The sequence below is a fragment of the Oryzobacter faecalis genome (assembly GCF_046764005.1).
Classification (GTDB): Bacteria; Actinomycetota; Actinomycetes; order Actinomycetales; family Dermatophilaceae; genus Oryzobacter; species Oryzobacter faecalis.
Genome location: NZ_JBKOFW010000001.1, coordinates 755,314 through 768,018, shown reverse-complemented (window position 1 = coordinate 768,018; position 12,705 = coordinate 755,314). Strand labels below are relative to the sequence as shown.

14 protein-coding genes are annotated in these 12,705 nt (G+C 74.8%); 4 read left to right on the top strand and 10 right to left on the bottom strand.

Annotated elements, in window-relative coordinates:
- Positions 1-33 precede the first annotated feature (33 nt).
- Together ACK8HX_RS03560 and ACK8HX_RS03555 are read left to right on the top strand one after the other, a co-directional pair.
- Complete coding sequence (locus ACK8HX_RS03560; RefSeq protein WP_411939267.1) at positions 34-780, top strand: dihydrofolate reductase family protein; 747 nt, start codon at positions 34-36, stop codon at positions 778-780.
- Between the two features lie 23 nt (positions 781-803).
- Positions 804-1,166, top strand: coding sequence for a hypothetical protein (locus ACK8HX_RS03555; protein ID WP_411939266.1), 363 nt, complete (start codon positions 804-806; stop codon positions 1,164-1,166).
- A 42-nt stretch (positions 1,167-1,208) separates the two neighbouring features.
- On the opposite strand, the gene ACK8HX_RS03550 is transcribed toward ACK8HX_RS03555, so the two are convergent.
- Both ACK8HX_RS03550 and ACK8HX_RS03545 read right to left on the bottom strand, forming a co-directional pair.
- Positions 1,209-2,390: an alpha/beta hydrolase family protein gene (locus ACK8HX_RS03550; RefSeq protein WP_411939265.1), complete on the bottom strand. Its 1,182-nt coding sequence runs from the start codon at positions 2,388-2,390 to the stop codon at positions 1,209-1,211.
- Entirely contained in the window at positions 2,387-4,555 is a 2,169-nt protein-coding gene (locus ACK8HX_RS03545; protein WP_411939264.1) for an ATP-dependent DNA ligase, read from the bottom strand. Before ACK8HX_RS03545 ends, ACK8HX_RS03550 begins: the two co-directional genes overlap by 4 nt.
- A 90-nt stretch (positions 4,556-4,645) precedes the next feature.
- Here ACK8HX_RS03545 and msrB point away from each other — a divergent pair, with 90 nt between their 5' ends.
- Complete coding sequence (gene msrB, locus ACK8HX_RS03540) at positions 4,646-5,080, top strand: peptide-methionine (R)-S-oxide reductase MsrB (RefSeq protein ID WP_411939263.1); 435 nt, start codon at positions 4,646-4,648, stop codon at positions 5,078-5,080.
- Positions 5,081-5,084: 4 nt separating this feature from the next.
- On the opposite strand, the gene ACK8HX_RS03535 is transcribed toward msrB, so the two are convergent.
- Genes ACK8HX_RS03535 through hemG form a run of 6 tightly spaced genes read right to left on the bottom strand, consistent with a single transcriptional unit; the run spans position 5,085 to position 9,791 of the window.
- Positions 5,085-5,663 carry a TIGR03086 family metal-binding protein gene (locus tag ACK8HX_RS03535; protein WP_411939262.1) on the bottom strand — a complete coding sequence of 193 codons (579 nt, stop codon included), beginning with the start codon at positions 5,661-5,663 and terminating at the stop codon, positions 5,085-5,087.
- A complete protein-coding gene (locus tag ACK8HX_RS03530) occupies positions 5,660-6,142 on the bottom strand; it encodes an SRPBCC domain-containing protein (protein WP_411939261.1) in 483 nt (160 codons plus the stop codon). The genes ACK8HX_RS03535 and ACK8HX_RS03530 overlap by 4 nt, the downstream gene beginning before the upstream one ends.
- A complete protein-coding gene (locus tag ACK8HX_RS03525; RefSeq protein WP_411939260.1) occupies positions 6,139-6,534 on the bottom strand; it encodes an ArsR/SmtB family transcription factor in 396 nt (131 codons plus the stop codon). The genes ACK8HX_RS03530 and ACK8HX_RS03525 overlap by 4 nt, the downstream gene beginning before the upstream one ends.
- Positions 6,535-6,549: 15 nt before the next feature.
- Complete coding sequence (locus ACK8HX_RS03520) at positions 6,550-7,581, bottom strand: phosphotransferase family protein (RefSeq protein WP_411939259.1); 1,032 nt, start codon at positions 7,579-7,581, stop codon at positions 6,550-6,552.
- Positions 7,582-7,626: 45 nt separating this feature from the next.
- A complete protein-coding gene (gene hemQ, locus ACK8HX_RS03515; protein WP_411939258.1) occupies positions 7,627-8,352 on the bottom strand; it encodes a hydrogen peroxide-dependent heme synthase in 726 nt (241 codons plus the stop codon).
- On the bottom strand, positions 8,349-9,791 hold the full coding sequence (gene hemG / locus ACK8HX_RS03510; RefSeq protein ID WP_411939257.1) for a protoporphyrinogen oxidase: 1,443 nt from the start codon (positions 9,789-9,791) through the stop codon (positions 8,349-8,351). The genes hemQ and hemG overlap by 4 nt, the downstream gene beginning before the upstream one ends.
- Positions 9,792-9,998: 207 nt before the next feature.
- Between hemG and ACK8HX_RS03505 the strand changes: the two genes are divergently transcribed.
- Entirely contained in the window at positions 9,999-11,000 is a 1,002-nt protein-coding gene (locus tag ACK8HX_RS03505) for a DUF4349 domain-containing protein (RefSeq protein WP_411939256.1), read from the top strand.
- Between the two features lie 2 nt (positions 11,001-11,002).
- Here ACK8HX_RS03505 and ACK8HX_RS03500 read toward each other — a convergent pair whose 3' ends face one another.
- Both ACK8HX_RS03500 and hemE read right to left on the bottom strand, forming a co-directional pair.
- Complete coding sequence (locus ACK8HX_RS03500) at positions 11,003-11,521, bottom strand: DinB family protein (RefSeq protein ID WP_411939255.1); 519 nt, start codon at positions 11,519-11,521, stop codon at positions 11,003-11,005.
- Positions 11,522-11,571: 50 nt separating this feature from the next.
- Positions 11,572-12,657, bottom strand: a complete 1,086-nt coding sequence (hemE, locus tag ACK8HX_RS03495; RefSeq protein WP_411939254.1) for a uroporphyrinogen decarboxylase — start codon at positions 12,655-12,657, stop codon at positions 11,572-11,574.
- Positions 12,658-12,705: the final 48 nt, after the last annotated feature.

Below are 12,705 nucleotides of genomic sequence, written 5' to 3'. Positions count from 1 at the left end.
CCGGCCGGGTGCCCGACCTGCGAGGATCGGGCCGTGCGCGTCCTCCTCGACCACCGGCGTCCGGCGGCGCCCGGAGCCCGCGTCACGGCGAGCGAGCTCGCCGACCTCTACGCCTTCCCCCGCGGTCGCCGGTGGGTGCGCGCGAACTTCGTCACCTCCTTGGACGGGTCGGCCGTGGGGGCCGACGGACGCAGCGGGTCCATCAACACCCCGGCCGACAACCGGGTCTTCGCCCTCCAGCGCGACCTGTGCGACGCCGTCCTCGTCGGGGCGGGGACGGTGCGCGCGGAGGGCTACGAGCGCGTCGAGCCGTCGAGGCGCCGGCCGGAGCCACCGGCCCTCGTCGTCGTCAGCGCGTCGGGTCGGGTGCCCGAGGGGCTGCGGACGCCGGTGGAGGGTCGCGGTGCCGGCCTGTTCCTCACCTGCTCGGCCGCGGGCGCGCGCCGGCTCGGCCGGGCCCGGTCGGCCCTGGGCTCCGAGGCCGTCGTGGTGGCCGGTGACGAGGAGGTCGACCTCGGCGCCGCGCTCGACTCCCTCGCGGCGCGCGGGCTGCGGCACGTCCTCTGCGAGGGCGGTCCGTCGTTGTTCTCGGCCGCCCTCTCCGCCGGGGTCGTCGACGAGCTCGCCCTGACGCTGGCGCCGACCCTGGTGGGCGGCGACGGGCCGGGCATCACGGCGGCACCACGTCTCGGGGGCCCCGCGGGTCTCGCGGTGTGGCCCCGGCTGCTCGTCGAGGAGGCCGGCACCCTCCTGGGGCTCTGGCGGGTCTCCCGCTCCTGACCGCGGCGCGCGATACTCGGGCCGTGCGGACGACGTTCGTCCACGAGGCGAGAGTCGCCCTCGACGAGGGCGGCGACGACCGTGCGCCCGGCGGGGCGGTCACCCTCGAGCTGTGCGGCTCGTGGGACCACCCCGGCCCGTGCCCGGTCGCGCCGCACCACACGGCGGTGCGGTCCGACGGGGACGACGTCGTCGTCCGGGTCCTCTTCGCCTGCGAGCGCGCGGACGAGGACGAGGTGCGGGCCCGCGTCATCGAGGGGCTGCGCCGCCACGAGCTCGTCGGGCCCGACGGGGTCCGCACCCGGTGGAGCGTCGTCGACCACCACGCCGACTCCGTGCGCCCCGAGGAGGAGACCCAGTCCGCGGCCCTCGTCCTCGCCCCCTGACCCGCCCCGGTTCGCGCCGGTGGGCCCAGCCGTCGGCGGCCCTCAGCCGGCCGTGAAGTCGTGGACGAGCTGCTCCCAGCGGTCGGGCTCGGTGTTCCACTCCTTGCAGTGCCGCGCGACGTGCCACTCCTCGAACCGGACGAGGTCGGGGCGGGCGGCGGCCAGGGCGCGCGACGGGCCCGCTGGGACGAACTCGTCGTCGGCCGAGTGGATGAGCAGCACCGGGTGGTTCAGCTCGTCGGCCCGCCGCACCCAGTCGGTCTGCGCGAGGTCGACGCCCTCGTGGACGCCGACGAGCCGGTGCCCCCACCGCTGTCGCATCATCACCCGGGCGAGCGAGCCGACGTGCCGGGGCAGCCGGTGCTGGCGGGCGTGGTGGGCGAGGACGTCGCCCCAGTCGATGACCGGCCCGTCGAGAACGACGCGGGAGACGAGCCGCGAGAGCGAGGAGCGGTCGAGGAACTGCAGCACGATCGCCCCACCCATCGACCAGCCGGCGAGCAGCACCTCGGTGGCGCCGCGCGCCACGGCCTCGAGGACGGCGGCCTCGACGTCACGCCACTCGGACAGGCCGAGGGCGTAGCGCCCGTCGGCGCCCTGGGGGACCCCCTCGTCGTTGCGGTAGGTCGGCACGAGGCAGGTCCACCCCTGGGCGAGGAGCGGCGGCATCATCCGGACCGTCTCCTCGCGGCGGGCGCCGCGACCGTGGACGAGGACGGCCCACCGCCCACCCGGCCCATCCGGTGGTGGCACGAGCCACGCGGGCATCGACCCGAGCTCGCCGTCGTAGGTGATGTGCTCGGTCGGGACGCCGAGGCTGACGTCGGGTGGGCTGCCGTGGAAGTAGGCGTTCCACCGGGCCGTGCCGGGCGCGAGGTAGCCGCGGTCGACGGCGATGAGCTCGCGCTCGACCGTGCCACGGACGGTGTCGATGCCGACGACGTCGCCGACGCGGACGTGGCCCCAGCCGTCCTCGATCCACAGCCCGTACCGGCCGGGGACCACGGTCTCCGGCGTCACGCCGAGGGTGACCGTCCGCGACCCCGCCGCCCGCACGACGACGTCGTCCGGGCGCTGTCGGTCGGGGGTGAGGACGCGGCGCGCGAAGTAGGCGGCGGCCGCCAGGGAACCGGCGCCACTGGCGACGGCGGTCGTCGCGCTCACGGCCGCCCCGGCGGTGACGGCCCGCCGGGTCCGGGAGGACGAGGGCGCCTCGGGGCTCACGCACCGCCCCCGGACAGGACGGCGGACAGGTCGTACGACACCGGCTCGTCGAGCTGGTCGAAGGTGCAGTCCTCGGGGTCCTTGTCGGGGCGCCACCGCACGAACTGCGCCGTGTGCCGGAACCGCACGCCCTCCATGTGGTCGTAGCGCACCTCGACCACCCGCTCGGGGCGCAGCGGCGTGAACGAGAGGTCCTTGCCGGCGGCCCACCGGCTGCCGGCGGCGTTCTGCGGGGTGCGGTTGCCCTCCTCCTGCTTCGCCCACGCCCACGGGTGGTCGTCGAAATCGGTGACCAGCGGCTGCAGCTCCTCGAAGAGCTCGTGGCGCCGCGCCATCGGGAACGCCCCGATGACGCCGACCGACACGAGGGTGCCCTCGGGGTCGTGGATGCCGAGCAGCAGGGAGCCGACGGCGTCGGGCCCGGACTTGTGCGTGCGGTACCCCGCGACGACGCAGTCGGCGGTGCGCTCGTGCTTGATCTTGAGCATGGTGCGCTTGTCGGGCTCGTACGGCCCGTCCAGCGGCTTGGCGACGAGGCCGTCGAGCCCCGCTCCCTCGAACTCGGTGAACCACCGCTCGGCGACCTCGCGGTCGGCCGTCGCCGGGGTGAGGTGGATCGGCGCCCCGGCCTTCGCCAGGGCCTTCTCGAGGAGGGCGCGGCGCTCGGCGAACGGGCGCCCGGTGAGGTCGTCCTCCCCGAGCGCGAGCAGGTCGAAGGCGACGAACCGCGCCGGCGTCTCGACCGAGAGCTTCTTCACGCGGCTGGCCGCGGGGTGGATCCGCTGGCTGAGCAGGTCGAAGTCGAGGCGGTCCTCACCCGGGCGGACGACGATGATCTCGCCGTCGACGACGCACTTCTCGGGCAGGTTCGCGAGCGCCGCCTCGACGACCTCGGGGAAGTAGCGCGTCATCGGCTTCTCGTTGCGGCTGCCGATCTCGACCCGGTCGCCGGACCGGAAGATGATCGACCGGAAGCCGTCCCACTTCGGCTCGAACATCACCTCGGCCCCCGTGAGCGCCGCGGCGTCGAGCCCCTTGACGGGCTTGGCGAGCATCGGCGGGATCGGTGGGACGAGGGGCATCCCCCACTGATCGCGCAGCTCGGCGTCGCGCTCGGCCTTGGGCGCCATGTACTCGTCGTCGGCCTTGTCGGTGCGGCGCTTGCTCGGCTGCACGCGCGGCGGCTCGCCGGGCATCTTCGGGTAGTCGGGCGGGAAGTTGAGCTCGCCGAGCCCCCGCTCCTCGACGTCGCGGTCCCACAGCGCGATGGCCGCGGCGACGTCGCCGACCGACTCGTCGATGTCGGCCCACGCGTCGCCGCGGTCCTCGAGGACGTCGGGCACGGTGAGGACGGTGAAGTCGCCGGGACTGACGGTCGAGAGCTCGGTCCAGGTGACCGGCATCGACACCGGTGCACCCGGCAGCGGGCGCGGGCTGTAGGCGGAGGCGATGGTGCGGTCGCGGCACGCCTGGTTGAAGTCGACGAACACCCGCTCGCCGCGCTCCTCCTTCCACCACGACGTCGTGACGAGGTCGGGGAGGCGGCGCTCGAGCTCGCGGGCGATGCCGATGACACCGTGCCGCACGTCGAGGAACTCGTGGGTGGGCCGGACCCGCGAGTAGACGTGGACGCCGCGGTTGCCGCTCGTCTTCGCCCAGGCGGTGAGGCCGATGCCGGCCATCAGCTCGCGCAGGGCGTGCGCGGCCTCGACCGCGTCGGAGAAGGTGCGTGCCGGCTGCGGGTCGAGGTCGATGCGCAGCTCGTCGGGGTTGTCGTTGTCGGCGGTGCGCACGGGCCACGGGTGGAAGGTCACGGTGTTCATCTGGACGGCCCAGACCGCGGCCGCGACCTCGTCGAACACCAGCTGGGCGTGGCGGCGCCCGCTCGGGTAGCGGCAGGTGGTGGTGCGGATCCACTCGGGCACGCCCTTCGGCGGGTTCTTCTGGTAGAACTCCTCGCCCTCGATGCCGTCGGGGAAGCGCTGCAGGGTGACCGGCCGGTCGCCGATGTGGTGGACGAGCGGGTCGCCGACGGCGACGACGTAGGCCGCGAGGTCGCCCTTGGTGACCCCGGCGTCGGGCCACATGAGCCGATCGGGGCTGCTGAGCCGCACCTCGCGCGGCCCCTCGGGACCCTCGACCTCCATCACCTGGGCGTCCGCCATGCCGCGAGCCTACTGAGCAGGGCCGACGCGGCGCCGCGAACCGGCGCGGCCTCCGGGAACCAAGAGGGCGCCCGTACTGTTGGGACCACCATGACGATGAAGCCCAGCAACCGTGAGTACGCCGTCGACCGCAGCGAGGACGAGTGGCGGACGCAGCTCTCCCCCGACGAGTACCAGGTGCTCCGGCAGGCCGGCACCGAGCGCCCCTTCACCGGGGAGTACACCGACAGCAAGACCGTCGGCGTCTACGCGTGCCGGGCCTGCGGCGCCGAGCTGTTCTCCTCGGAGACGAAGTTCGACAGCCACTGCGGCTGGCCCTCCTTCTACTCCCCGCTCGCGGGCGACTCGGTCGAGTTCCTCGAGGACCGCTCGCTCCCCGGACGGCCGCGCGTCGAGGTCCGCTGCGCCACGTGCGGCAGCCACCTCGGGCACGTCTTCGAGGGCGAGGGCTACGACACCCCCACCGACCAGCGCTACTGCATCAACTCGATCAGCATGACGCTGCGGCCCGCCGACGGGTCCTGACCGGTCACCCTCGGGGTCGCCAGGCGGGGTCGCGGCCGACGAAGGCCATGAGCCGGTCCTGCGCCGGCAGGTCCTCGGGGACCTCGACCTTCGGGCCGTACTGGCCCGAGGCACGCAGCACGTCGTCGAGCGGCTGCATGCCCGCGAGCATCTCGGTGCACGTCTGCGGGTCGAGCCCGGGCTCCTGGCCGGACGCGCGGGCGAGGTCCCACGTGTGCATGAAGACGTCGGACGTGTAGAACCGGTCGATCGCACGGTCGAGCGGGTGCTCACCCGTGTGCCTGTTCATGAAGGACTGCCCGGCCGTGCCCGGGTCGTCGAGGACGGCCTGCACCGCGTCGGCGTGGTGCTGCCACGCCGCGACCGGGTCCTCGTCGGGCGAGGGCCCGGCCGGCAGCCGCACATCGCTCCCCGACGCGAGGAACCCGGGGAGCCACTCGACGAGGTGGCGTACGACGTCGCGGGCGACCCACTCCCGGACCGGGCTGGGCGCGTCCCAGTCGCTGGTGCCGCGGACGACCTCGGAGAAGTGTCCGGCGACGGCGCGGTGCCGTTCCGCCGGCTCGGCGGGCAGCACGCTCACAGCTCCCCCGCCTCGAGCATGCGGTCGATGGCCGCGTAGCCGTCGTCGACGCCCGTCTCCATGCCGCTGGCGAGCCAGCCGTCACGGGCCTCGAACGAGTCGCACAGGCTCGTGGCGTGGAGGCGGGTGCGGCCGTCGCCGAGGTCCTCGAAGGTCACGGTCTCCAGCGCCACGCCCTCGGGCATGCCCTCCCACGTGAAGGTCTGGACGATGCGCTCCTCGGTGACGGTGTGGAAGCAGCCGCGGAAGGCGGTGCCGACGCGGCCGGCGGTCGTGTACCGCCACGAGCCGCCGTCGCGGGCGTCCCAGTAGTCGATGACGGCGCCGACGTCGGCCGGACCGACCCAGCGGGCGAAGACCTCCGGGTCGGTGTGCGCGCGGAACAGCTGCGCCGGCGTGGCCCGGAAGTCGCGGTGGATGTGGATCATCGGGACCTTCTCGTCGGCCTCGATCCGCGCCTGCGCGTACGTCGTCGTCATGATGCCTGTCCTTCCCTGTCGTCCCGTTCGCCCTGCCCACCCTGCTCGGGGAGCGCGTTGCCGTCCTCGTCCATCGCGGCGAGCACGGCGTCGAGCCGCTCGAACCGCTCCTCGGCCCGGCGCTGGTAGCGCTCGATCCACTTCGTCATGAGGGAGAACACCTCCGCCTCGAGGTGGACCGGCCGGCGCTGCGCATCCCGGCTGCGGCTCACCAGCCCCGCCTCCTCGAGGACCTTGAGGTGCTTCGAGACGGCCTGGAGCGAGACGTCGTACGGCTCGGCGATGGCGTTGACCGTCGCGTCCCCGACCGAGAGCCGGGCGACGATGTCGCGCCGGGTCGGGTCGGCGAGGGCCGCGAAGACCCTCGACAGCTGCTCGGCCTCGTCCGCCACGACCGCCTCCTGATGTCAACCGGGTGGTTGAGAAGACGGTAGGTCGCCGCCGATGCTGTTGTCAACCCCGTGGTTGATGACGGCGGCGTGGAGGCCCTGCCAGGCGGTGCGGGCGTCCTCGTCGTCGTCGTGCGGGTGACGCAGGTCGCGGACGAACGTCGCGATGTCGGCGAGGTCCCACCCGAGGGCGTACGCCTTCAGCAGCCGGTCCTCCAGGACGGTGCCGGTGCGCTCCTCGTAGGTGCGGCGCACCGCGGGCTCCTCCCCCACGAGGCGCCAGAGGTCTCGCTCGGGCGGGCCGAGGAGGACGGTGTCCCAGTCGACGAGGACCACCCCGTCCGACTGCGTGACGACGGTGTTCGCCCGGTGCGGCTCGCCGTGCGTGAGGACGAAGCGAGCGGTGTCGGCGCCGGCCACCAACGCGTCGTGGCGGTCGAGGAGCGCCCGCACGCGGTCGGCGTGCGTCGTGACGAGCTCCCAGGCGTCGGACGCGAACGGGCCTGCGCCCCAGCGGCGGCCGGGGTCGTCGATGGTGCCGCGCAGCTCGTCCGCGAGCGGAACGAGGAGGTCGTCGGACCCGACCTCCTCGCGGCAGCCGGCGACACCGTGCAGCTCCAGGAGCCGGTCGACGACGGCGCGCCGGTGGGCGTCGTCCTCGAACGGTCCCCACGGGAACGTCTCGCCCTCGACCCGCGGGTGGAGCGCCAGCGCGTAGGACTCGTGGACGCGGAGCACGACCTCGCCGTCGTGCGCCCGCACCGGCGCGACCACCCAGCCCAGCCCCGCCTCCGACAGCGCGGCCGCCGTCGCGAGCGCCGCCCTCAGCCGCGCGAAGGGTGCGGCGAGCGGTTCGTCCTCGTGGCGGCGCTCCGTCCTCAGGTCGTCGGCGGTGGCGAACCAGGTCGTCCCGCCGGCATCGCGGACCCACCAGTGGTGGCTGCCGAAGCCGAGCGGTGCGTGCTCGACGTCCTCGACGTCGAGGTCCCAGCCCCAGATGAGGGCGGCCGCGACCTCGGCGTCGGCGAGGTCGTGCGGCCGCGTGAACACCCCGCCAACCTAGCCACCCCGGGCGGGGTGGGGGCGGGCGCCGGGTCAGCGCTGGCGCGCCACGAGGGTGCGGATGGGGACGCGGGGGCCGGTGTAGAACGGCACCTCCTCGCGCACGTGGCGTCGCGCACCGGAGGCGCGCAGCTCACGCATGAGGTCGACGATCCGGTACAGCTCGTCGGCCTCGAAGGCGAGGATCCACTCGTAGTCGCCCAGGGCGAACGAGGCGATGGTGTTCGCCCGGACGTCGGGGTACTCGCGCGCCATCTGCCCGTGCTCGACGAGGAGGTCGCGGCGCTCCTTGTCGTCGAGGAGGTACCAGCCGTAGGACCGCACGAACGGGTAGACGCACACGTAGTCGCGGGGCTCCTCGTCGGCCATGAACGCCGGGATGTGGCTCTTGTTGAACTCCGCCGGGCGGTGGATGGCCGCCACGGACCACACCGGGTCGAGGTGGTCACCGTAGGCCGTGCGCAGGAACGCGTGGTACGCCTCCTGGAGCGCCTCGATCGTCGGTGCGTGCCACCACACGAGGACGTCGGCGTCGGCGCGCAGGCCGGCGACGTCGTAGGTGCCGCGCACGACGACGTCCCGGTCGACGAGGTCGGTGAAGAGCTCCTCGACCTCGGTCGCCAGGGCGCCGCGGTCCTCGTCGGCGAGGGGTTCGGCGACGGCGAAGACCGACCACATGCAGTAGCGGATCGTGTCGTTGATCTCACGGATGCGGGCGGCGCCGGGCTTGGCGGGGGTGGGGCGGGACTGCTCGGTCATGCGGGCTGCTCTCCTGGACGTGGGGCGAGGGTGCTGAGGTGCGTGGTGACGCCGGCGGCGGCGCGGGCGGCGGAGGCGACGACGGCCGGGACGCCGACGCCGTCGTACGTGGCGCCGGCGACCTCCAGGCCGGGCAGGCGCGCGACGTCGGCCCGAACGGCGGCGACGGTGTCGACGTGGCCGACGGCGTACTGCGGCAGGCCCCCGCCCCAGCGCTGGACGTGGGCGTCGACGACGGGTGGGGGGGCGATGCCGAAGGCCTGGGAGAGCTCGGCGACCGCCACGGCGACGAGGTCGGCGTCGTCGCGCTGGAGGACGGCCTCCTCGCGGGCCCGCCCGAACGACGCGCGGAGGTGGACGACGTCCGCGTCGAGCGACCCGGTCCACGCCCACTTGCGGAAGCTGAGGGTCGCGGCCTTGACGGTGCGGCCCTCGACGGGCGGGACGAGGAACCCGGAACCCTCGACCCCGGCCACGGACGCGCGTGGCACCGCGAGCGTGACGACCGCGGTCGAGGCGGTCTCGACGTCGGCGAGGAGGGCGGCGGCCGCCGCGGCGTGGGGGGCGAGGAGGCGGGACGCCGGTGCCGGTGGGAGCGCGAGGACGACCGCGTCGGCCTCCAGCGCCTCGGGCGACGCGGCGGACCCGATGACGACCCGCCAGCCGGAGGACGTCCGTTCGAGCCCGCGGACCACGGCACCGAGGCGCAGGCGTGCCCCACGGGTGCGCAGGGACTCGGCGACGAGGTCGGGCAGCAGGCCGACGCCACCGACGATCCCGGCGAAGGGGGGTCGCTGGCGCCCGGCGACGGAGGCGGCTGCGGTCACCGGTTCGACGAGGCTGGCCCCACGGGTCGCGCGCTCCCAGAGGAGCGGCATCGTCGCGCGCAGCGACAGCCGGGAGGCGTGCCCGGCGTAGACCCCGCCGAGCAGCGGCTCGACGAGCCGGTCGACGACCGCGCCGCCCAGCCGTGCCCCGACGTACTCACCGACCGCGACGTCCTCGACGAGACCGCCCGTCGGCCAGGGCCGCTCGTCGCGCAGGCGCTCGACCTCGTCGTCCGTGAGGAGGCCGCGCGCACCCTCGGCGTCGGTGGGGACGCCCATGAGCGTGGCCCGCGGCAGCGGGTGGAGCGACCCGCGCGACCAGACGGACGCGGAGGTCGTGGCCGGCGCGGTGAGCAGGTCGCGCCCGCCCACGCGCTCGACGAGGGTGACGGCCTCGGGTCGTGCGGCGAGGAGGGACTCGGCACCGACGTCGACACGGTGACCGGCCACCGGCTCGCGGCGCAGCTTCCCCCCGAACCGGTCGGCCCCCTCGAGGACCGTGACCGTGGCCGACGGCAGGGCGTCGAGGACGTCGAGGGCGGCGGTGAGTCCGGCGACGCCTCCCCCGACGACGGCGACGTGGGGGCCGGTGGTGACGGCCGGGTGCGGCATGGGCCCAGTCTCTCAGGGGGTGCCGCCCCACCCGTCGCGACCCCCGCGTGGCCGGGGCGTGGGGCCCTCGAGCCGCGAGACCGGCACGTGACCCGGAGACCGACCCGCCGCGCAGTCGTGACCACATCGAGACCGGCGCACGGGAACCATTCCGCGACCCCGGGCGCCCGACGCGCAGCACCCGCCACGGACGACGAAGGAGTCACCATGAGCACGCCGGCCCGTCACACCCGACCCACCCCCCGACGTGCCGCGGCCGCAGCCGCCCTCGTCCTCGCCGCGGGCCTCGCGCTCGGCTCCTGCAGTGGCGGCGGCTCCTCCGGTGACTCCGGCGCCGGGGGCGGCGGCTCGACCGCGGTGGGTGACGGCGCCGTGGAGGGGTCGGCCCCGCAGCCCGGGTCCGACCCCGGCCGGGCGGGGGTCCCGGAGGGGGCGGCCGACCAGGGGAAGCCCGCCGTCGGCGCCGTCACCGTCGACCTCGCGGCAGCCACCCAGAAGCTCGCCCGCCGCGGCTCCATCGCCCTGACCGTCGAGGACGTCGACGTCGCCGCGGCCCGGGTCCGCTCGGTCGCCGCCGCCGAGAAGGGCGTCGTCCTCTCCGAGTCGATCGCGAGCGAACCCGACGACGTCGTGACGGGCGGGTTCAGCACGCTGACCATCTCGGTGCCGACGGCCCGCCTCGACGCCGTCCTCGACCAGCTCGCCGGGATCGGCGAGGTCCACTCCCGCACGACCGCCACCGACGACGTCACGAGCCAGTACGTCGACACCGCCTCCCGCGTGGAGACGATGAAGGCCAGCGTCGAGCGGGTCCGCGCCCTCATGGGCAAGGCCGAGCGGCTCGCCGACATCGTCAGCCTCGAGTCCGAGCTGTCCCGCCGGCAGGCCGACCTCGAGGCCGTGCAGAGCCAGCTCGCCGCGCTCGAGGGCCAGGTCGCCATGGCGCCGGTCGAGGTGCGGCTCAGCACCGACGAGAAGGTCCTCGAGGAGGCCGAGGACGACACCGGCTTCCTCGCCGGGCTCGCCGCCGGGTGGGACGCCTTCACCGGCTCGGTGACCGTGCTGCTCACCGTCCTCGGCGCCGTGCTCCCGTTCGCGGTCGCGTTCGCCGTGGTCCTCGTCCCGCTCGTCCTGTGGCTGCGCCGCCGCGGTCAGCGGCCGTCGACCGTGGCGACGCCGCCCGTCGCCCCGGCGCCGCCGGCCGTCTGAGGTCAGCCCGCCGCGGGGTCCTCACGGGAGTCCGCGGCGAGCACCTGCTCGCGGAGGATGTCGGCGTGCCCGCAGTGCTGGGCGAGCTCGCGGATGACGTGGACGAGCACCCAGCGCAGCGGCAGCGGACCCCGACGGTTTCCCGGCAGGAGGTCGTCGAGGGCGAGGCCCGCGACGACCTCGCGGGACGCCGCGCACGTCGCCTCGTGGTCGGCAAGCACGGACGCGACCGCGTCGTCCTCGGTGAGGACGAAGGACTCGTCGGGCGTCGCCGGGATGCCGATCTCCGCCCGGGAGCGCCCGGTGACCGCCTCGTCGAACCAGACCCGCTCGACGAACGTCGCGTGCTTGACGAGGCCGAGCAGCGTCGTCCGCGACGGCACGAGCGAACGACGGGACTGCTCCTCGGTGAGCCCGTCGAGGGCGGCCCGCAGCGCCTCGCGGTGTTCCTCGAGGAACGCCTCGAGGAGGGCGCGCTCCTCCCCGCGGAGGACGGCCGGGTCGAGGGTGCGGTGGCTCATGACCGGAACGCTAGCTGTACTGACCGGACACGTTGGTGGGGAACCGGGGGTCAGCGGGCCGAGACCTCGTGGACGAGCTCGACGACCCGGGTGAGGACGTCGGGGTCGGTGTCCGGCAGCACGCCGTGGCCGAGGTTGAACACGTGCCCCGGGGCCGCGCGGCCCTCCTCGACGATCTCGCGGACCCGTCGCTCCAGCGCCGGCCACGGGGCGAAGAGGAGAGCCGGGTCGAGGTTGCCCTGGAGCGGCCAGCGGCCGCCCGTGCGTTCGAGCGCGTCGGTGAGCGAGACGCGGTAGTCGACCCCGACGACGTCGGCGCCGGCCTCGCCCATGTCGGTGAGCAGCTCGCCCGTGCCGACCCCGAAGTGGATCCGCGGGACGTCGAGGTCGGCCACGGCGGCGAGGGCTGCCGCCGAGTGCTGCTGGACGAAGCGCGTGTAGTCGGCGCGGCTGAGGAAGCCCGCCCACGAGTCGAAGAGCTGGACCGCGGAGGCCCCGTTCTCGGCCTGGACCCGCAGGAACGCCCCGGAGATGCGGGCCAGGCGGGCGCACAGGTCGTGCCACAGGTCGGGGTCGCCGTGCATGAGCGCCTTGGTGTGCTCGTGGTTCCTCGACGGGCCGCCCTCCACGAGGTAGCTGGCCAGCGTGAACGGCGCTCCGGCGAACCCGATGAGCGGGGTCGTGCCGAGCTCGGCGACGAGCAGGCGCACCGACTCGGCGATGTCGGGGACGTCCTCCGGCACGAGCTCGCGCAGCCGCTCGAGGTCGGCGCGGGTGCGGACCGGCTCGGCGACGACCGGCCCCACGCCCGGGACGATGTCGAGGTCGACGCCGACCGCCGCGAGCGGCACGACGATGTCGGAGAAGAAGATCGCCGCGTCGACGCCGTGGCGGCGGACCGGCTGCAGGGTGATCTCGGTGACGAGGTCGGGGCGGCGGCACGACTCGAGCATGGCGACGCCCTCGCGGACGGCCCGGTACTCCGGCAGCGAGCGCCCGGCCTGGCGCATGAACCACACCGGCGTGTGCGGGACGTCGAGGCCGCGGGCGGCGCGCACGAGCGGGGAGTCGGCCGGCGAGGCGCTGGTCACGGGGGTGGCGGTCGAGGGGGTCGTCACGGTGACCCATCCTCCCATCCGCGTCCGGAGACCCGTGACGACCCCGGACGACCCTCGACAGCCCTC

Excerpts from the sequence above, each read along its gene's own strand:
- ACK8HX_RS03545 (WP_411939264.1), bottom strand. The coding sequence starts at position 4,555 with ATGGCGGACGCCCAGGTGATGGAGGTCGAGGGTCCCGAGGGGCCGCGC.
- hemG (WP_411939257.1), bottom strand. The coding sequence starts at position 9,791 with ATGCCGCACCCGGCCGTCACCACCGGCCCCCACGTCGCCGTCGTCGGG.
- ACK8HX_RS03505 (WP_411939256.1), top strand. The coding sequence starts at position 9,999 with ATGAGCACGCCGGCCCGTCACACCCGACCCACCCCCCGACGTGCCGCG.
- hemQ (WP_411939258.1), bottom strand. The coding sequence starts at position 8,352 with ATGACCGAGCAGTCCCGCCCCACCCCCGCCAAGCCCGGCGCCGCCCGC.
- hemE (WP_411939254.1), bottom strand. The coding sequence starts at position 12,657 with ATGGGAGGATGGGTCACCGTGACGACCCCCTCGACCGCCACCCCCGTG.
- msrB (WP_411939263.1), top strand. The coding sequence starts at position 4,646 with ATGACGATGAAGCCCAGCAACCGTGAGTACGCCGTCGACCGCAGCGAG.
- ACK8HX_RS03500 (WP_411939255.1), bottom strand. The coding sequence starts at position 11,521 with ATGAGCCACCGCACCCTCGACCCGGCCGTCCTCCGCGGGGAGGAGCGC.
- ACK8HX_RS03530 (WP_411939261.1), bottom strand. The coding sequence starts at position 6,142 with ATGACGACGACGTACGCGCAGGCGCGGATCGAGGCCGACGAGAAGGTC.